Annotated in this window: 17 protein-coding genes; 8 read left to right on the forward strand and 9 right to left on the reverse strand. The window is 37.3% G+C overall.

Translation table 11 applies throughout. The features are described 5' to 3' along the window. Window positions 1–8 precede the first annotated feature (8 nt). The 6 genes from NZ698_RS01280 to NZ698_RS01305 all read left to right on the forward strand — a co-directional run bounded on the left by NZ698_RS01280 (window position 9) and on the right by NZ698_RS01305 (window position 7,979). Window positions 9–4,187, forward strand: coding sequence for a hypothetical protein (locus tag NZ698_RS01280; protein ID WP_263001099.1), 4,179 nt, complete (start codon window positions 9–11; stop codon window positions 4,185–4,187). A 244-nt stretch (window positions 4,188–4,431) separates the two neighbouring features. Next, the gene (locus NZ698_RS01285; RefSeq protein ID WP_263001101.1) at window positions 4,432–4,944 is read left to right on the forward strand and encodes a phage tail-like protein; all 513 of its coding nucleotides are present in this window, start codon (window positions 4,432–4,434) and stop codon (window positions 4,942–4,944) included. Between the two features lie 227 nt (window positions 4,945–5,171). Beyond that, window positions 5,172–5,897, forward strand: a complete 726-nt coding sequence (locus tag NZ698_RS01290; protein WP_263001103.1) for a hypothetical protein — start codon at window positions 5,172–5,174, stop codon at window positions 5,895–5,897. A 256-nt stretch (window positions 5,898–6,153) separates the two neighbouring features. After that, on the forward strand, window positions 6,154–6,570 hold the full coding sequence (locus NZ698_RS01295; RefSeq protein ID WP_263001105.1) for a transposase: 417 nt from the start codon (window positions 6,154–6,156) through the stop codon (window positions 6,568–6,570). Window positions 6,571–6,599: 29 nt separating this feature from the next. Then, on the forward strand, window positions 6,600–6,932 hold the full coding sequence (locus NZ698_RS01300) for a helix-turn-helix domain-containing protein (RefSeq protein WP_263001107.1): 333 nt from the start codon (window positions 6,600–6,602) through the stop codon (window positions 6,930–6,932). 21 nt (window positions 6,933–6,953) lie between these two features. Beyond that, window positions 6,954–7,979, forward strand: a complete 1,026-nt coding sequence (locus NZ698_RS01305; protein ID WP_263001109.1) for a hypothetical protein — start codon at window positions 6,954–6,956, stop codon at window positions 7,977–7,979. 110 nt (window positions 7,980–8,089) lie between these two features. Here NZ698_RS01305 and NZ698_RS01310 read toward each other — a convergent pair whose 3' ends face one another. The 3 genes from NZ698_RS01310 to NZ698_RS01320 form a co-directional block, all read right to left on the reverse strand. Beyond that, window positions 8,090–9,346, reverse strand: a complete 1,257-nt coding sequence (locus tag NZ698_RS01310) for a hypothetical protein (protein WP_263001111.1) — start codon at window positions 9,344–9,346, stop codon at window positions 8,090–8,092. A 23-nt stretch (window positions 9,347–9,369) separates the two neighbouring features. Next, window positions 9,370–11,517: a hypothetical protein gene (locus NZ698_RS01315; RefSeq protein WP_263001114.1), complete on the reverse strand. Its 2,148-nt coding sequence runs from the start codon at window positions 11,515–11,517 to the stop codon at window positions 9,370–9,372. Window positions 11,518–12,099: 582 nt separating this feature from the next. Next, a complete protein-coding gene (locus NZ698_RS01320; RefSeq protein WP_263001115.1) occupies window positions 12,100–12,504 on the reverse strand; it encodes a membrane lipoprotein lipid attachment site-containing protein in 405 nt (134 codons plus the stop codon). A 260-nt stretch (window positions 12,505–12,764) separates the two neighbouring features. Here NZ698_RS01320 and NZ698_RS01325 point away from each other — a divergent pair, with 260 nt between their 5' ends. After that, window positions 12,765–13,406 carry an NUDIX hydrolase gene (locus NZ698_RS01325; RefSeq protein WP_263001116.1) on the forward strand — a complete coding sequence of 214 codons (642 nt, stop codon included), beginning with the start codon at window positions 12,765–12,767 and terminating at the stop codon, window positions 13,404–13,406. A 5-nt stretch (window positions 13,407–13,411) separates the two neighbouring features. Here the strand turns inward: NZ698_RS01325 and NZ698_RS01330 are convergent, their stop codons facing one another. The 6 genes from NZ698_RS01330 to NZ698_RS01355 all read right to left on the reverse strand — a co-directional run bounded on the left by NZ698_RS01330 (window position 13,412) and on the right by NZ698_RS01355 (window position 18,546). Further along, window positions 13,412–13,876 (reverse strand): nucleoside deaminase, encoded by a 465-nt coding sequence (locus tag NZ698_RS01330; RefSeq protein ID WP_263001117.1) that lies wholly within the window; start codon window positions 13,874–13,876, stop codon window positions 13,412–13,414. 8 nt (window positions 13,877–13,884) lie between these two features. Continuing rightward, the gene (locus tag NZ698_RS01335) at window positions 13,885–14,745 is read right to left on the reverse strand and encodes a helix-turn-helix domain-containing protein (protein WP_263001119.1); all 861 of its coding nucleotides are present in this window, start codon (window positions 14,743–14,745) and stop codon (window positions 13,885–13,887) included. A gap of 100 nt (window positions 14,746–14,845) precedes the next feature. Beyond that, window positions 14,846–15,211, reverse strand: a complete 366-nt coding sequence (locus NZ698_RS01340; RefSeq protein ID WP_263001120.1) for a DsrE family protein — start codon at window positions 15,209–15,211, stop codon at window positions 14,846–14,848. 321 nt (window positions 15,212–15,532) lie between these two features. Beyond that, complete coding sequence (locus NZ698_RS01345) at window positions 15,533–16,618, reverse strand: NADH:flavin oxidoreductase (RefSeq protein WP_263001122.1); 1,086 nt, start codon at window positions 16,616–16,618, stop codon at window positions 15,533–15,535. A 184-nt stretch (window positions 16,619–16,802) separates the two neighbouring features. Beyond that, a complete protein-coding gene (locus NZ698_RS01350) occupies window positions 16,803–17,546 on the reverse strand; it encodes an SDR family NAD(P)-dependent oxidoreductase (protein ID WP_263001124.1) in 744 nt (247 codons plus the stop codon). 19 nt (window positions 17,547–17,565) lie between these two features. After that, window positions 17,566–18,546, reverse strand: coding sequence for a quinone oxidoreductase family protein (locus NZ698_RS01355; protein WP_263001126.1), 981 nt, complete (start codon window positions 18,544–18,546; stop codon window positions 17,566–17,568). Window positions 18,547–18,686: 140 nt separating this feature from the next. Between NZ698_RS01355 and NZ698_RS01360 the strand changes: the two genes are divergently transcribed. Continuing rightward, window positions 18,687–19,283 carry a Crp/Fnr family transcriptional regulator gene (locus tag NZ698_RS01360; protein ID WP_263001127.1) on the forward strand — a complete coding sequence of 199 codons (597 nt, stop codon included), beginning with the start codon at window positions 18,687–18,689 and terminating at the stop codon, window positions 19,281–19,283. Window positions 19,284–19,363 lie beyond the last annotated feature (80 nt).

A 19,363-nucleotide genomic window follows, 5' to 3' on the forward strand; every position in this document is an offset into this window, starting at 1 on the left:
CACAGATTATGATACGTAATATAAAAATTACCAAAACAAAAAACCAATCCTTTGGATTGCTCAAAACAATTTTGACTTTTTGTTTGTTGTTGGTTTTAGTTCAAATCAATGCCCAGACAAAATATTTTGTTACCCAAAACGGGAACAATGCCAATAACGGACTAACATGGGAAACTGCAAAAGGTCCTTCTTTTATTAATGATCTTTACACTATCTACGGAGTGGCAGGAGTTCCTGCCAATACCAAAATATATGTGATGGGAAGTGCTACTACCTATAACTACAGCCAGGCTGTTGGTTTTTTAACCAATGGAACTGGTTTTGAGATCAATGGTGGCTATGCTCCTTCCTCTACGGGAACAGATATTTCCAAGTACAATCCTAAATTGTATCCTACAACGATCTATCTTACGGGAGCAAGTTCCGGAATGCTGAGTCCACTTAATAATAATGAGACAGCAGCTTTTAAAGGAATCCGTTTTCGTGGTAATAATGCTGTAATCTTTAGTCCTATGGTGTATCGCGGTACAATAGGTTCGTCGGCTATGAGTTTAAGTTTCACCGATTGTGAATTTTTTGCATTTGGTGACACTGTTTCCGGATCAGGAGCACAGCCAATATGGACTCAGGACATGGGTATGTACTCTTTTGAAAACTGCTATTTCCATGACAATGGTGCTGCAAATGATGGTGCTGCCTTTAGCATTGTGGCTCAGGCAAATACAGTACTAAAAGTTAATAATTGTGTATTTACGAATAATGTCAGTAGCTCCGGTCAGCAAGGTGGCGGTGGTGCCATTGCAACTGGTGCCCGTACAAATACAATTACAAATTCCTCTTTTTGTGAAAATAAAATGACAACAGGTGCAGGGGGTGCTATTGGTACAGGTGCAAATGCTGGAGGTGCGGGTGCTGTAGATCTTACCATTTCGGGATGTACTTTTAATGATAACAGAGCTGCCGGATATTTTGGTGGTGCTATCAATTTAAATGGTGGCATAGGAAGTACACTTAGCATCAGTGATAGTAAATTTTATAACAACAAAGAAACAAGCTGTTGTTGGGGTGGTGGTGCTATTGCTTTTAATAAAGGTACTACAACTACTACACTTATTACACGTTGTGACTTTTATGGAAATTCTGCTGCGCCGACTACTTCTCCAACCAGTGCTTCTGGTGAAGGGGGTGGCGCTATTCTTATTCGTAATAATACAGCTGCAGGTAATGTCACTATTTCTTATTGTGTTTTTGATAATAATAGTGTCCCTGCTAATAGTTATGGTGGAGCGATATATTATAGCAACAGTTTTAGTGGTGGTAATATAGCTATTGACAATTGTACTTTTGTAAATAATAAAATAGGAACTTCGTCTGTAGCCGCAGGAAGTGATGTAGGATTATACACAGGACAGCTAAATACTTACGGTCAGTATACTATTACAAACAGTAAAATGCAATTATCAAGTGATGCTGCTTATGTCCCTTATGTACTAAATACGGTTGACCGATATATAATGGATGCAACGAATAGTTACAATAATGCTTCCGGTAGTCTAACGACTACATCTTTCACTTGCCCTAACAGTATTAATACTATTTGTTTGGCATCAGATGATTCTAACCCTGTACTGACAGCAACTACACTAACCAATGTGTGTCCTTCGGCAACTGCCAATCTTACATCTATTACGGCAACCAACCAAAACAGTGATGTGACATTAACGTGGCATACTGGTTCTACACCAACCAACGCCAATAAAATTGCCAATCCTTCTGCAATTAATCAGACAGGGATTTATTACGCAGCATTTTACGATGCAGTTGGAGGATGCTACAGCGCAGGAACAACTCCAGTAACGGTAAGTATCAGTAAATGTACTACAGTAACAAATATCTGTCCTGCTACAACGGTTAACCTTACAACTTTAGTTGCGGCATCTTCAAATCCAAATATTGAAGTGACATGGCATACGGGAACTCCTGCAACAGATGCAAACAAGGTGGCAAACCCTGCTGCAGTAGGTGCCGGAACTTACTATGCATCTTTCCATGATATTGCAGGTGGATGTTATAGTATCACAACAGGAGCCGTAACGGTAGTGATCAATGTTTGTCCTACTTGTGCAGCATCAGACGATCCAAATCCTGTTTTGACGGCAACAACATTAACTAATGTATGCCCATCTGCAACCGCAAATCTTACATCTATAACGGCAACCAACCAAAACAGTGATGTTACCTTAACATGGCATACAGGCTCGGTTCCTACAGATGCTAATAAAATTGCTAATCCTGCTGCAATCAATCAGGGAGGAACCTATTATGCAGCATTTTATGATTCGGTTTTTGGATGTTATAGTTTGGGATCAACTCCTGTAACAGTAACCATTAGTAAATGTACGACGGTAACGAATACCTGTCCATCAACAACGGTTAACCTTACAACTTTAGTGGCAGCTTCTTCAGACCCTAATATTGAGATCACATGGCATACAGGAACTCCTGCAACAGATGCCAACAAAGTGGCAAATCCTTCTGCCGTTTCTGTAAGTGGTACTTATTATGCATCTTTTCACGATATCGCAGGTGGATGTTATAGTCCTACAACAGGTGCAATAACAGTGGTTATTACCGATTGTGTTACCCCATTCCCATGTGACAACAGCGCATATTTAACGAAAGGAATGAATGCCAATGTACAGTTGTTTAAACATAATCTTCTGACTGGTGTTACGGATGCTACACCTTTAGTAAGTTTTAATACACTGGCAAACGGTTTAGCTTACAATCCTATTAATAATACTTTGTGGATTTTGGTAACTCCCGCACCTACTGCCACTTCAAAAGCTAAATTAACAAGAATCGATGCAGCAGGAGTTGTAACAACATTTGATGTTCCAAACCTTCCGGCTGCATTAGGATCCAATCCAACTTCTGGTGCCATTACATCCACAGGATATTATGTGGCAAAAGTAAGTGCCTCACCTTTGGCTGCACCGGGCGGCGGAGCCAATGCTAATGACGGAGATAATTATGTAGTAATAGATGTGAATCCTTCAAGAGCAACGTATCTCCAAGTGATCGATCCTGCAAACGGATATGCAGTGGCGACTGCACCTTACTATAAGGAAACGGTCGGAAACGTATTGATTAATGTAGCAGATTTTGCTTACAATAATGCAGACGGTTTATTATACGGTATGGATCTGACAGGAAAACTGGTAAGCCTTAATATTGCAACAGGTGCATACACAACTGGTAATACGGTCGTTTTACCGGATGGTACTCCGGCAAATGCTTCTGCTTATGTTGCCAGCTATATTGATGCTACCGGATCTCTTTATTCAATAAATGTGAATACAGGAGTAACTTATCGCGTTAAAATTCCTTCCGGCAAGGCTATTTTAATGCCATCAGCAACCGCAATAGCCAATATGGACGGTGCCAACTGTCCGACAGCAGTTTTTGCTTATGCAGTACAGGGAAATGTATTTGACGATACGAATGCTCTTACAGACGGTATTGTGAATGGTACCCCTACCAATTTAACCAACTCGTTGAATGCAATCTTGTATAACAATACAACGGGTGCGGTAGCAGCAGTAAATCCTGTAGCAGCAAACGGAACGTATGCTTTCGGAGTAATTCCTGGGAACTCATACACCATATATATCACGACAAACACGGCAACAGTAGGTCAAACTGCCGTTCCTGTGGTGGCATTACCTTTAGGTTGGGTAAATTCGGGAGAAAATAATTGTGGTAACACAGCAGGTTGTACAGGAAGTGATGGTACTGCAAACGGAATACTTTCTTTAGGTACAGTATCGGCAGATATAAGTCAGGCTAATTTCGGTGTAAACCAATCAGCACAAGTTTGCTACAAACCGGGTGCTACAGGCGGAACAGTATTGGATACACAGCACGGAATCACAGCTCTTGGAAGAGCGGGTATCGATAATGATAATTGGCCGATGCTGAGAAAAGGAGCGTGGACGGTTCTTGAAGCTAAAACGAAAGGGTTTGTTGTGAACAGACTCGATAATGCTCAGGTTGCAGCCATCCCTTCAGGAGATCTCAGAGAAGGAATGATGATATATAATATTAATCAGGACTGTCTTCAGGTCAATACCGACGGAACGGCTACAGGATGGAAATGTTTCAATACGCAAACCTGTCCGGACTAATCAGAGTATGAGTTAAAGCGTGGGAGAGTTTTAGAGTGGGAGAGTAATTGAGTGGGAGAGTTTTAGAGTGGGAGAGTATTAGTGAGAAGAGATATCGGAACTTATATACTCCCAAACTCTCCCACACTCCAACTCTCAAACCCTCCAACCCTCAGACCCTCAGACCCTCAGACCCTCCAACACTCAAGCCCCCCAACTCAAAACCCCTCAATCTGTTTAAACATTAACAAAAAATAAAAACAAAATGAAAAATATATTTTTAACAGCATTTGCACTTATAGGAACCTTAGCTTCGGCACAGGTGGCAATCGGAAAAGATTCGGTGTCTTCTAATGCAGTTTCTCTGGAGTTCGGTGCAGGAAATAAAGGCATGGTATTGCCGTATGTAACCAATACTGCTGCTGTAACAGGTGCCGTCAACGGAACCATCGTGTATGATACATCGGATCATAGAGTAAAAGTAAAGTACGCATCAGGTTGGAAAGATCTTTCATTAGATGCTACAGGAGCCGCAGATACAACAATACAGAATTCTAAGACTGATGATCCCGCTGCAAGAGTAAGTATCACTACAGGAACTCCGACTACAGTTCCCGGTATTCTGGTACTGGAAGATGATAACAAAGCGATGATCCTTCCGAAAGTAGATTCTCCTCATCTGAATATTCAGAACCCGGCTCCGGGAATGATGGTGTATGATACGGTAAAAAAGCAGCTTGCAGTATACAACGGAACAGTCTGGAGCTTTTGGAAATAAATAATTCAGCCAATTTTTAAAAACACATTCATATATATAGGAAAAAGTGTTTAAGATTAATTTTAAATACTTTTTCCAAAATTTTTTTCATTTAATTATTTTCTTTAGACAGAGTGTTTTGTAGATCACCTGTTTAACCAACCAGTATTACAAGTAAAAAAGGTAATACTGGTTATTTTAAAAATCTGCAAACATCAACAGTCTACAAACACAAAAAAAATATTAAAATGTCATCAAAAGAAACAGGACACGCAAAAAATATTGCTAACCTAAAATTATTGCACACGCATATTCTTGAAGTAGAAAATTATAATCCGAGCAATTCAAAATTAAGTCCTGCCAATTTGCTTTCTTTATATGCTGCCGCATTTCAGGCTCAGGAAGCAGTAAATACTTTATCAGCTCCGTACTCTAATGCGGTAAACGACAGGCAGGCTGTTTTTGCTCCGGTTAGCAGACTGGTAACCAAGCTGCGAAAAGCGTATAAAGCTACAGAGAATGTAAATCAGGCAGAATTGGAAAACTTTATGTCGATTGCCAGAAAAATAAAAGGAAATCAGAAAAAGCAGAAACCCATAATAGAAACTACTGCTCCTGGAGAAGAAGAATATCAGCATTCATCATCACAACTGAGTTTTGATCAGCGTACGAATAATCTGGATCTGCTCATCTCACTTTTACAAAATACACCCACTTATCTTCCCAATGAGCAGGAATTTACCACAGCTTCACTGCAGGTTTTAAAACAAAATATGCTGGATTCTACACAGCAGGTAGCAGATGCTTTTGTTCCGCTTAATAATGCTAGATCAAAAAGAAATCTCACCCTTTATAATGCTGAGGATAATCTCGTAGATACAGCCAATAAAGCAAAAGATTATTTGTTTACAATACTGGATACATCTTCTCCGCAGTACAAAGCCATTTCAAAAATAAAATTTAAAAACAGATAATTCAAACAGCCTTAGGCAGAAATAAAACTGCCTTTGGCTCAATTCGAATAGTCTTTGGCAAAAATAGAATAACCTTTGGCGCAACCCGAATAAGCCTTGTCAGAAGTAAAACAATCAAAGTCAGAATTAGGATAAAGGCTGGCTCAACTGGAGTAAGCAATGGCAGGTTCCGATATGATACCGGTTAAAATAAATAAAGGTATGGAATAATCAGAATGGATTTAATTATAAAAAAAGAAACAGAAAGAAATTAAATATGTCTTTAAAGGAAATACATATTGGAGAATTTATTAGAAAATGTGTTGCTGAAACTGATATAGAAATGCCGCGTATCTGCAACTTTCTCAGCTGTACAGAAAAAGAAGTTAATGAGATGTATAACCAGAAATCTATAGATACGGAAGTACTGCTTCGATGGTCAAAATTGCTTAAGTATGATTTTTTCAGGCTTTATGTACAGCATCTGATATTGTTTTCGCCTCCGGTTACTAGTTTAAAAGATGCCAAAAAAACTTCGCTTCCTAAATTCAGGAAAAACATTTACACCAAAGAAATCATCGAATTTGTTCTTGAGCTTCTGGAAAATAACGAGAAAACCAGATTGCAGATTATAGACGAATATAAGATCCCAAAAACCACACTCTATAAATGGATTGAGAAGTATAAAAAATAATAAATCGATTAAATAAAAGTAAATAAAAAATGAAAAGTAATAATCAGCCTGATTATAAAAGAATTTATACCGATATGATCAGCCGGAAATATCCTCACAAAAAAGAATCATGTGAAGCAATCCTCAAAAAGAAACGGTTTTCGACATTAGATGTGATCACGATCAACAATATGATTTTCGGAAAGGGGCAGGAGCGGGAAAACACAGCCAATCAGTTGCATCGGTCCTATGATAAAGCCGCAATCATTGAAATGCTCCAATTCCAGAAAAAAAATAATATGAATAATTCGCAACTCTCAAGACATACAAAGCTGAGCAGGAATACCATCATAAAATGGAAAAAGTTGTTTGTTATAAATTAGAATACTAAATAGAATTACGACATGAAAAATTTAAAAATATTCACCTTTTTATTTATCCTTTTGGCAGCTTTTACAAAAGCACAAACGATAACATTTGTTTCAGAAAAAAATAACAAACCATTACCAAAAGTTTTAGTCCTTGACAGCAAAGGAAATATTCTCGCAAAATCTGACATCGACGGAAAAATAGACAGAAAATTATTGATTTCTCCTGATGAAAAATATGAGCTTATCTATGACAATATATCTGTAGCCAATTTATCGCAAGTGGATATTAATCAAAATATCATTAAGCTAAATGACAGAGTGAAAGATATTCAGGCAGTTGTGATCAAGGGGAATAATGTTGCGAAAAACATCTACGTCAGAGGAAATTTCAATACATATGTGACGCTGAACAATAAAATCAACACCTTTGCAGATGGAATTATCACGTACATTTTCGATAATAAAACCAAAAAGCTTAAGAATGCCATTGTAGAGCAATACAGAATGTTCAGACTTGATAATCCTGATATGAATAGAAAAAATCTTGATTCGTGGGACTACGAAATGTTCATGGAAGTTCCTGAAATTAAAAACGCAGGAAATATTGAGCAACATATAAACAACCCAAACAGTAAGTTCCGTGAATTGAAAGGTGATCTTCGGGATGAGGTAGAATTTTCAGAAGCAAAATTGCAGTCTAAAGATGTCGGGATGTTCGGTTACAGATTTTTTGATTTCAGAAATATCATAACTATCGCTTATGAAAAAAACAGTGATAAAAAATTGAAAAACTTACTCGAATATAATACGGTAGAATACAAAAAAGTAAAGCATAAAAGCGAAACCGATTTTAATTCGATTGCGATATACAGCAACTTTTATCCGACAGAGTTTACATTTAACAATACCGAAAAAATACAGAAAGTAAACTTCAATACCGATAGCAGTAACTATACAACAAAATATTGGCAAGATTCTGATTTTCCGGATATGCAGAAGATATTCAGCAAATTTCTTCAGGAAAACTTAAAAGAACAAGAGAATAAAAAGAAAAATTAACACATCTGATTTTAAAAAATAAAAACCCTCTGAAATTAATTTTTCAGAGGGTTTTTTGTATCTAAAAGGAAATCAAGAAATATGTCATATCAGACTTCTTGATAATGAAACTATTTATTCACAAGGCTGTTGATGTAATTTTCCAGATTTGTATAACCTGTCTTGGTGATAAGTGCAGCATCCGCAGGATTTTGAATGTCCAGTTTATTTTTAGCTTCCCATTTATCTGGTATACCGTCTGAATCAGTATCTTTTAATTTTGAAGTCTCAGGTTTCACTTCCGGTTGTCCGCCAGCATCGGCTTCAGTTTTAAAAATCTGACCTTTTTTACCGAGACTTTTAAAATAACCGATGATGCGATTATCCACCTCATCACGCTTTATAGAAGAACCTGCTTCTTTCATAATTATTTTTAAAGCATCAGTCGCAGAATTTATTGTTACATTACTTCTAGACATTGCTGAAGGTGCTTTTACTAAAGTTGCTGTTTGTTTGATAAAATCTTGGTCGGTGACCAATCGACCGTTTATTTTACCATCTTTATTAAGATCCACATAATTATCTTTATGATAAACATGATCTGTAGAGGTAAACATGCTTAAAAAATCATCGGTAGAACTCGGACCGGAAATGAAGTAATTACCTACAAGATCCTGATAATGGTCTGTTGCTGAATGTCCTCCTATAAAAGCACTTTTACCCCAGTTGTACACTACATTATTTAGATATTCGATTTTTGCTTTAGCTTTTGGATTACGGCTTTGATTTCCTGTCCATAAACTATGATGCACTGTTATATCTACAGGATTTTCCAGTAGGGCACCAAAACGCTGCGGATCTATACCTTCGCCAATAAGGCAATATTGCAAAGTAATATTGGTACTGTTTTTTATATGCAGATTGTCCCATCTTCCCCACTCTATGGAAACATGGTCGAAGATAATATCTTTCAGTTCATCTGCAACTACGGTACATGCTCCTTTCGGCATATTGATACTTCCTCTGAATCTTATATATCTGATAATACTGTTACCGCCAAAAGACACACCGTTTCCATAAACAGTAATTCCTGTTCCCGGAGCAGTTTGTCCGGCGATGGTAATTCCGGAAGCAGCAGCAATCTTTTCTTTGATTTTGATCACACCGGCAACATCAAAAACAATCGTTCTGCCGCTTTGGCTTACTGCATCTCTGAACGAACCCGCGCCGGTATCATTAAGATTGGTCACATGATAAACAGTACCACCACGACCGCCGGCTGCAAAACGTCCAAAACCTTCTGCACCTGGAAATGCGATTTGCTGTGCATTAGTTAAGACAAAGCATGAGCTTACTAAAGATAAGGATAGATATATTTTTCGAAACATAATGATAATTTTATTGATAGTGTTTAAGGTAATTTATTTAGATTTTCCACTTTGATATTCCAGTTTCCGTTTTGAGGAAAACCGGGTGCGTTTTTTTCCGGTCCGTTATCCCATCCCGCAGCCATCAAAGCAACAGCTGAAAGAAAAGCACTATTTGCAGGTAAATAAGCAGGGCAGGCTAATGGTTCTTTAGCACGTTGTACATGTCCGTTCTTTAAAAATACTGCACCGGGAAGGGCATTACACAAAATATCTATCGCTTTTTCCTGTTCGCCTAAGCGTGCCGCTGTCATGGCTCCTTTCCCTAAGCTCCAACTCACAAAACTCCTTAAACCATTACGTTCATAAATAGTATTAAAAGTATTGTGCATCACAGAAAGATCTATGAGAGGTGTTTGAGGTAAATATCCTAAACTCATCAGCATTGCAGAAGAAAAGCCTCCTCTTTGGTCATACATATCGGGGTCTGTTTCCATTTCCAGATATTTATCGTCCTTTATTGTCGGGTATGATAATTTTTTCAGGATCTCGTCCCAGCGTACATTTCGCGGCATCCCCATACGAACGCGCCAGTCCTGAGCAACTTTTAATCCGTAATACCACTGTACCAACTCAAAAGTTGGATTCTGAGTAGTATTTTCATTGGTCTTTTCGTTTACACTTTTTAGAGGTGGTCCGAGAATAAATCTGTCAGTTTTCGCATCATAAAAAGCGTAAGAAGCCAGAAAATTAGCCGACTCAAAGACAACATCGCTGTATTTTTGGAGAGTTGCATCATTTGGGCTCTTCCTGTATATCAATTCGGCTAAATAAATAGGGTTGGGCTGGTTCCAAATAATAAAAGGATTGATTCCTCCCGGACTTGTTCTCCCATCAATACCTGCCATTTTTGGCCATCTTGCTCCTTCAAAACCTTCACGTTTTGCTTCCTTTAAAGCAATAGGCAATATCGTTTTGTACCAGCTAAAGCTTTTTTCCAATAAATCGGTATGATTCCACTGGTAAAACTGCGCCGCATGCCACCAATATACTTCTGAATTATGCTTACCATACCAACTGATATGAGTTAAACCCGTCTCTTGAGGAGGAAAAGAACCTGCATAATTTATCTTCATCAGATATTGTGAAAGAATAACTCTTCTTTCCAATTCCCCCGCACGCGGATCTTTGCTGCCCGAAAAATCTACTGCACCGCCTTTAGTCCAGTAATCTTTCCACGAAAGTTCACTTGCAGTACGCACTTCAGAAAACTGTGGAGGATACTGTTTAATAGGTTTAAGAGAAAATCGGCAAACAATCTGAAGGTTTTCTGAACCTGTTGCATTCAGATAAAAATGATGTGGTTCGTCTGATTCAAATTTCGCCTTTCCCTGCCAATAAATAGTTACATAATATTCAGTAGAATCAATGATTCTTTTCAGGAGTACATTATTAGATCCTTTGCTGATTATTGTGGTTGTATGCAGACTGGGTTTATTCCATTCGAAGGGTGGTTTGTTTTTAATAGATAAATCATAGGCATAAGGAAAACGAAATGCAGGTTTTAATTTTCCTTCTTTTAGCAATGATGACTTCAGAGAAAATGCAACAATATTTTGATCCGGGCTGCTCACTGTTTCCACAGTAACTGATTTTCCGTCTATCTCATAAGAACTTGATAATAGTCCTTTCCACAAATTGAGTTTTTGATTAACGTGATTGATGTCGCTTACTTCCAGAGATTTACCGTTTCCTCTGACCAGACTGATCTGTCCCAGTGGAGCAGGGTGAGGATTTTGCCTGAAATATTCGCCTGCAGCACTTTTTTCCTGACTTGCATACATAATTTTGCGACCGTGAAAGTCACTTGCTTTCATGGCATCTTCCAGTTTCAGGTTTTTCGTATTGGGAAAAGAGTGCCATGCAAATGTAGAAAGTGTTTCTAATGGAATTCCGTTTGTGTAATAATACTTTTCCAATGACTGCATACCTGTAATATCTGCGGTATATGCAAAGTCTCCATTGCCTATCGAAAGCGGAGACAATGGATCAATTTCATTTAAGATCACATTATGCCTGTTCACCAAATCAAACCGATCAATACTTTGTGCTTTGGCAGTCATCGAAATAATAACAGAACACAAAGTGAAGAGAAGTGAATATCCTTTTTCTTTAAAAAATAATTGATACATATTTTTTGAGGTTCATTTCATTTTAGATTGCTGTATGAGACCATCTTGATATTTAGATAAATCTGAGGTGTTTTTTAATAAACCCTGACTACTTTATAACAGATCCTATCATCGCATTTGCGTTTCTCAAGAAAGATTTGCAAAAAACTCTGTGTATGAAATTTTTGGATTGCTCACCGTCTTGATTTACAGCTAAATTACTATGAACATATCAATAGAGTGTCCTGCACTTTCGGCACTCATATATTGTTCTTTATTTAAAATTTAAAACGATTATTTTCGAGGAAATAATTGTAAATAATTAAGAGATTGTGCGCTATTTTCAGCCTAGACTTTATGCCTAGAAAAAATAATTTGAAATGCTGTATGGAGTAAATAATATTTCGCCAGTTAATAAATATCTGGTCAGTAACAATAAGATATATATCAGTCAAATGATTACTAAATATGATTTATAAAAAAACGATTTCCCTAATAATTAAAAAAGGGCAATTCACGGTTGATTGATAGAATTCTTTGGTGTTTTATGTGAATTAGAAGTCATATAATATTAAAGACGAGGCGTTTAAAATAATTATTAAACTATTGCAGAATAATTTTATAGTATCCGTTTTCATCTTTTACATCAATTCCCACTCCTTTAAAAGTTAATTTATTAATCTGGTAACCATCACAACCACCTTTAAATTCGGAAGACTGTATTGAAAATTCAAAAATTTTAAGTGCAGAATAAAAAGTATAGTTTTTTGTACCGTTATAAGCACCCACGTTTTCCAAAATAATTCTACCGTCATCAGTTTTGGTTAGCTGTACTCCGACATTATTTTCGTCACTCACTGAATACGGATTTAGCGTTCCATTGATAATCAGATTTTTGTCATCAGCATCTACGAATTCAAAAACAATTGGCTGAGGAGCATTGTAACACTCATCACCACAAGCTGTTAAAACAAAAGTCAGTAAAAGAAACATTACAATTTTTTTCATGGGATAAAGTTTAATTCGGTGAATTGTAAAGTTAATCATTAAACTATTGTATCCAAAATTATAACGAATAAAAGTCAAAAGCAACGATATACAACAGCCAAATAGTTGTAAATTTTTGATGATAAATAGTATTTTAATTTTACATTTTTTAAAATTAACTGGTTTGTCATCAATGAAGATTCATCCATTAAAAATTTAAATTTGTCCATTTACAAACTCAGTTTATTGGATGAAATTTACATTTATTAAAAATTTGACTGATGTATAATCATTTGAAAAAGCCGGCATTTTCTTCGTTGATCAAAAGGCTTAATGAAAATCTCAAAAAAGAACTTCCGGGAGAAAAAGCACACCAAATAATGGAAGCTTTTTCAGCAAAATACCTGACCTTACAACCGACTGAGAAAACCAGGAAAAGTGCGGTATTGATGCTTTTGTACCCAATTGATAATGAGGTTTATTTTCCCCTGATCCTGCGAAATTCCTACGAAGGTTTTCATTCCGATGAGGTTGGATTTCCGGGAGGCAGATTTGAGATGACAGATGAAAATCTTATTCAAACCGCACTTCGGGAAACGCAGGAAGAAATCGGAGTAAATCCTGAAGATATTGCTATTTTAGGAACACTGACTGAAATTTTTATCGGTCCAAGTGATTTCAATGTTTTGCCTGTTGTCGGATATATTCCGTTTCGACCGGATTTTGTACCTGATCCACGGGAAGTTCAACAGGTTTTTGAATTAAAACTGAACTATTTTTTAGACCAAAATATCATAGGTTGCAGTGAAATCAGCATTCCCGGTGATATGGTAATAACTCCTTACTTTGAAGTAAATAACCATAAAGTTTGGGGTGCAACCGCCAAAATAATTATTGAGCTGTTATCAGTTTTGAAACACTAAGGAGTTTATTGCTTCGAAAGATATTCGGCAAACTTTTCATTCAGTATCTCACATTCATTTTGTAATATTCCTGATTCAATTTCAGGTTTACGGCCCCATTTAGGAATGTTTTCTGCTTCAAGAATTTTAAATTCCGAGGATTGTCCACCAACAAATGGAACGGAAACTCCGAATACAATTTTTGCAATTTTATGATGCCTGATGAGATACGAGCACATAATGCACGGCTCGTGGGTAGAAAACATCACAGATTGATCCAAAACCTCTCGGTAACCATTTTTCAAAGCATCTTTTACCGCTAAAATTTCAGCGTGCTTTGTAATATCTCCGCTCGATTTTCCGGATTCGATTCCTCGGCCGATAATTTTATCTTCAAAAACCAGAATAGAACCAACTGGCGGATTTCCTTTTGTTAATGCCTGTTTTGCGAGCTCTATGCATTCAAGCATATATTTATTGTAGCTTTCCATTTTTATCTTTAGTTAGATTCTGCACCTCTGTTAAAACCGATGGTATTCCTATAAATTTGAGGTGAAATATCCGTTTTATTTTTAAAAAGCCTGCTGAAATAATATTCGTCTTCATATCCGAGTTCATAGGCTATTTCTTTGATGGTTTTATCGGTAAGGTATAATTCGCGTTTTGCTTCAATGATAATTCGTTCAGTGATCAGGTCAGAAAGTGTTTTATTGAAATGATTCTTTGTAATTCTTGCAAGCGAAGCCGGTGTTTGATTTAATAAATCCGCATAATCACTGGCTGAATGTTTGGTGCGAAAATGATCTTCAATGGCATTTTTAAGATTCTGGATGACAAATTGCTGCTTAATATGTACCGTTTCAGAATCTTGAATCGTTTGTTGTTCAAGTTTAATTCTTGTCGCAGTAACCAGCAAAATCTTTAAGTATGAGATCAGAACTTCATCCTTTCTGAATGCATCATTTTTAAGCTCATTCGCGATACCATTGATCAAATTTAAGATAGAACTTTTACTGAATTCATTTAAACCAATAAATGGTTGTTGATAGACATTATTGAATAAAATGCCGTTCGCTGCAATTTCCTTTTGGTGTCTGTAAATACAAAAAAAATCGTGGTGAAATTGTATAGAAATTCCTGCAATTGATTTTTCAGACTGCAACATAAAAGGCTGATAAGGATAGAATGCAAACAGCGTATTTTCTGTGAAAGGATAATCACAAAGGTCAACTGTGGCGACGCCTTCTCCCGAAGTGATCAGGATCAACGTAAAATAATTATTACGCTGAATATGGTCAAAATAGCTGTTGTTATCAAACTCAAAAAGCTTGAAAGCCAGATTCCCGTTTTGCTCATTCACGAGCGTATACAGATTGTGATAACATTGTACTTGCAATTTAATTATTATTTTTAAATCAAAACTGCCCTCCGAAATTTCAAAGGGCAGTTTCAGAGTTTGGTTAGAATATTAAAATATCGTAACCGTCATTTCTCAAATTAAGAAAACTTGGCAGACCAGGAGTTCCCGGAACTTCGTTTTCATTTAATGATTCATACCCTGAAACTTCAGTTCCAAATACCGCAACACAACCTTTTGACAGACCGTGAACGTAAGCCTTCACTTCGTTGTAAAGTCCGTGTACAGGATGATCTGCTTTTTCCAATTGTTCCGGCCATCTGATTCCCGTTCCCTGGAAAATGATTTTTACATCTTCTCCTGCGTGTTTAAATTCGTAAGCTGATGCCAAAGCATTAAACACTCTTCCTAAAGATTCTTCTGACCCAGATTTTGGGTCAGAAAGAATAATAATTGCTGTTTTTTTCATTGTATAGAAATTTAATTTACACTGCAAAGATGTGGGAATAACGGCCGCTAAAGAATGGATGATTTTCACTTTGTAATGGAGATTTTTAAACCTGATTTTTCTTTTTTTTAGGAGCTTAATCCCGCTATCCGCTATATCTTTTTTGTTACGGCTTCCGCTTCGCTGCAGCCGCAACAAAAAAGGATGCCGCTTCTATCGGGGCTAGGGTTTTCAGCTATCGATTTAAATGTTCAGTTTAAAACTTTTTAACAAAAAATAAAACGAACTCTACTGAAAAAGTTCGCTTTGATTTAATTATAAATTTTGAAAACTCTAAATTCATTATGACCCTGGTTTTACAAAGGTCTGCCAGCCTCTCATCGTTTCGATAAATCGCTCACTGAGTCCTCCCTCACGAAGATAATCTGCCGTCACAGGCAGCTGCGGACTATCATACAAAGGATTAGCTTTTACCTGAAGCGGAAAATCCCGTTGAAGAATTCCTGCTCTGGCAATCAGGACAAAATCACAGCCTTCATCCAGCAGTTCTCTGGCACGCTGCGCGCTCATTATTTTCCCTGCAGTACCTAAACGTACACCTTTACGCGGAAGCTCTGTAAATACACTTAACATTGTTTTTCCTTGAAAATTTCCTTCTCTAGCCAACTGCGCCGAATCCCAAAGCGCCAGATCCAGGTAATCAATTAATTCTTTATCAAATATTTCAGCGGTAATTTCCCGTAATTCCTCCAAACGAAGTCCATACCGCTCTATAGACAGACGCCAACCGATCTGAAAATCAGGACCACAGGCTTTTCGGATTCCTTCAATGACCTCGATCGTAAGTCGTGCTCGGTTTTCTACATTTCCGCCGTATTTATCGGTTCTGTCGTTGAGATTTGGTGAAAGAAATTCAGATAAGATCCAGCCAAAAGCACCGTGAACGGAAACACCATCAAATCCAGTCAATTGTGCTCTCTTTGCGGCTGTAATAAAACTATCACGGATTCTTTCGACTTCTTCGGTGGAGATTGCTTTTATATTCTTTAATGTTTTGCTTGATGCAGGAGCCGGAATTCCACCTACAGAAGGCACGGCACGATGTCCTGCATGGTGAAGTTGTACCGCAGACAGTGCACCTCCTTCACGAACAACCGTAGCCATTTTCGTCAATCCAGGCAAGTGTTTATCACTGTGAATGCCGAGTTGACGCTCAAATGCTATTGCTCCGGCTTCTACCGTAGAAGCGCTGGTTTGGATGAGTCCGTAACCGCCTTGTGCCAATTGTTCCATCCAAAATTGGTCATATTTAGAAGCTGTGCCATCAATATCACTTTGCTGACTCGTAAGTGGTGCCATCATAAAACGGTTTCTCATTGAAGGACCATGAAGAAAAGTAAGTGGTTTAAATAAATCTGAAACAGACATTTTATTAAATTTTTTGGTTGGACATATATTGATTTTGTCTGTTGCAAAGTTCCATTTATCGGAACCTGCTAAAAATGGATGATTTTAATGATTTGATGGATGTTTTTCAAATCATTTTATTGAATTTTAATACAAAAAGGGACATTCATCAATGTCCCTTTTTTTGTAGTTAATCTTATAATTACTAAGCACTTTGTCCTCCGTCGACATTGAGCGTAGTTCCTGTAATGTACTGAGCATCATCACTCGCAAGGAATGCTACCGCAAGACCAATGTCCTTTGGCTGACCATAACGACCTAAAGCAACTGCCTGAAGCATATGCTCACTGAACGGACCGTCAGAAGGATTCATATCAGTATTGATCAGGCCCGGCTGAATAATGTTTACAGTAATATTCCTTCCTCCAAGATCTCTTGCCCAGCTTCTGGTATAGGCTGCCAATGCTGCCTTTGTAGCCGAATAGTCGCCTAATCCGGGATAAGGGCTTCGGCTGGCACCTGTTGAGCCGATAGAAATGATTCTGCCACCGTCATTCATCAAGGGTAGAATAGAGCGGACTGTATGAGCAACGCCCAATACATTGACATTCCACTGTTTTTCCATTTCTTCTATATTGATACTTTCATCGTCTACCGCTCCATTGATAAACAGACCTGCATTGTTGACAAGGATATCTATTTTTCCTAGTTCAGTTGCTGATCTGATCGCAGACTCAATATCCTGTTTATTCCCTGTATCGGCTTTAATAGCTTTTCCTTTGACACCCAATGATTCAATAAGATCTACGAGTTCTTTAGCTTTTTGATCTGAACTTAGATATGTGAATATAACGTTCGCTCCCTGCGTAGCAAGTTCTTTTACGATTCCTGCACCGATACCACGGCTCCCGCCTGTTACAAAGGCTGTTTTGTTTTTTAATTTAGACATAATTATAATTGAATTGAATTTAAATGTGAAATATTACCGAACCTGTTGTTTGACCAGATTCCAGATCCTGATGCGCCTTTGCAGCGTCTTTCAGGGAATAGACAATTGGATTTATTTTGCCAAGAATTCCTTTCTCAAACGCTTCGAACATTTCTGTAGCTGCATTTTGAATACTTGAAGGACCATTAAAATAACTGCCCAGATCAGGGCGGATGAGCTGAATATTATTATCGTTCATTGTTTTTGTGTCGATGTTTGGCGCACCTGAAGATGAACCGAATAATACTGCTGTACCTCCGTTTTTTATAAGATGTAAAGAAGTGTTGAATGTTGAATTTCCGACACCATCATATACGGCATCTATGGTTTTGCCTCCTGTAAATTTTAATACAAATTCTTCTAAATCTTCAGTATCGAGAGTCACAATATGGTCAATTCCGTGGTTAAGGGCAAAAGCTTTTTTGCTGCTACTTCCAACTGTTCCGATCACTGTAGCTCCTAAAGATTTTGCCCATCTGCTTACTAAAGAACCGACACCTCCCGCTGCTGCGTGTACCAGAATGATATCATCTTTTTTTACAGGATAAGCCTGTTTAACGAGCATTCTTGCGGTCAGACCTTTGGCTGTGATCGCTGCTGCCTGATCAAAAGAAATATTTTCAGGAATTTTAATAAGACTTGAGGCATTAATGATCCTTCTTTCCGCATAGGCTCCCAAAGAAAAGTAGTACGTGACGCGATCGCCGATATTAAATCCGCTTACTCCTTGTCCGATGGCTTCTATAACTCCGGAGGCTTCAACTCCGATAATAAGTGGAAAGTTGCTTAAAGGAAAAATTCCTTTTCGAAACATTACATCGACAAAATTGAGGCCTATGGCTTCTTGCTTAAGCAAAACCTGACCTGCTGATGGTGTTCCGATAACATCTGTTCCGTACTCAAGAACTTCTGGGGAACCTTGTTTGAAGATTCTTATAACATTATTTTGATCTGTTTTCATTGTAAATGATTTTGATGCAGCAAAATTGCTTCAAGCAGACAACATAGATATTGACAAATGCAGTAAATTAATCTTGACATTTATCAAGCAGGTATTGAAAATAATGTGTATTTTCACGTTGATATTAAAAATAATTTCTGTTGGATTCATTACCGTTTAAACAACTTTTTATATACATCGAGTTAAAATCAGCACTAATATTAGACGCTGAAGAGAAAGAACTTATTCGGGATGCTTTCAAATTTAAATTATTACGCAAACGACAATATTTACTTCAGGAAGGCGATGTTTGTAAGTATATGTCATTTTTTATCGAGGGTGCGGGATTTATGTATAGTGTAAATGATAAAGGGCAATACCATATCATCCGTTTTGCTATAGAAAACTGGTGGATGGGTGATTATGAAAGTTACAATTTCAAAACACCTTCACTTTATAATATTGAGGTACTTGAAGATTCACAGGTTTTAATGATTGAATATCATAAGCTACAAGAACTTATTTCTAAGATTCCCGCAGTAGATGAAATGATTAAACTAATTGACAAGAAAGGAATCGTTGCCACACAGAAACGGATCCATAGCTCCATAAGTTTGAGCGCTGAAGATCGATATGATAACCTGTCAAAAGACTACCCGGAATTTTTAAAAAGATTTCCGCAAACGATGATAGCTTCATATCTGGGAATTTCACCTGAAACATTAAGTCGTATCCGAAAGAGTAAATTAGGAAAGTAAGTTTATGGGATATCTTAGTTTTTAAGAAAGTGATGATTTTTAGATTCATTCAGAAGAATAATTCAGTTTAAATTTTTGTT

This window comes from Chryseobacterium edaphi (genome assembly GCF_025628985.1).
Taxonomy (GTDB): Bacteria; Bacteroidota; Bacteroidia; order Flavobacteriales; family Weeksellaceae; genus Chryseobacterium; species Chryseobacterium edaphi.

What these genes read in the sequence shown, in the direction of transcription:
- NZ698_RS01280 (WP_263001099.1), top strand. Translation starts at nt 9, where the DNA reads ATGATACGTAATATAAAAATTACCAAAACAAAAAACCAATCCTTTGGA.
- NZ698_RS01285 (WP_263001101.1), top strand. Translation starts at nt 4,432, where the DNA reads ATGAAAAATATATTTTTAACAGCATTTGCACTTATAGGAACCTTAGCT.
- NZ698_RS01290 (WP_263001103.1), top strand. Translation starts at nt 5,172, where the DNA reads ATGTCATCAAAAGAAACAGGACACGCAAAAAATATTGCTAACCTAAAA.
- NZ698_RS01295 (WP_263001105.1), top strand. Translation starts at nt 6,154, where the DNA reads ATGTCTTTAAAGGAAATACATATTGGAGAATTTATTAGAAAATGTGTT.
- NZ698_RS01300 (WP_263001107.1), top strand. Translation starts at nt 6,600, where the DNA reads ATGAAAAGTAATAATCAGCCTGATTATAAAAGAATTTATACCGATATG.
- NZ698_RS01305 (WP_263001109.1), top strand. Translation starts at nt 6,954, where the DNA reads ATGAAAAATTTAAAAATATTCACCTTTTTATTTATCCTTTTGGCAGCT.
- NZ698_RS01310 (WP_263001111.1), bottom strand. Translation starts at nt 9,346, where the DNA reads ATGTTTCGAAAAATATATCTATCCTTATCTTTAGTAAGCTCATGCTTT.
- NZ698_RS01315 (WP_263001114.1), bottom strand. Translation starts at nt 11,517, where the DNA reads ATGTATCAATTATTTTTTAAAGAAAAAGGATATTCACTTCTCTTCACT.
- NZ698_RS01320 (WP_263001115.1), bottom strand. Translation starts at nt 12,504, where the DNA reads ATGAAAAAAATTGTAATGTTTCTTTTACTGACTTTTGTTTTAACAGCT.
- NZ698_RS01325 (WP_263001116.1), top strand. Translation starts at nt 12,765, where the DNA reads ATGTATAATCATTTGAAAAAGCCGGCATTTTCTTCGTTGATCAAAAGG.
- NZ698_RS01330 (WP_263001117.1), bottom strand. Translation starts at nt 13,876, where the DNA reads ATGGAAAGCTACAATAAATATATGCTTGAATGCATAGAGCTCGCAAAA.
- NZ698_RS01340 (WP_263001120.1), bottom strand. Translation starts at nt 15,211, where the DNA reads ATGAAAAAAACAGCAATTATTATTCTTTCTGACCCAAAATCTGGGTCA.
- NZ698_RS01345 (WP_263001122.1), bottom strand. Translation starts at nt 16,618, where the DNA reads ATGTCTGTTTCAGATTTATTTAAACCACTTACTTTTCTTCATGGTCCT.
- NZ698_RS01350 (WP_263001124.1), bottom strand. Translation starts at nt 17,546, where the DNA reads ATGTCTAAATTAAAAAACAAAACAGCCTTTGTAACAGGCGGGAGCCGT.
- NZ698_RS01355 (WP_263001126.1), bottom strand. Translation starts at nt 18,546, where the DNA reads ATGAAAACAGATCAAAATAATGTTATAAGAATCTTCAAACAAGGTTCC.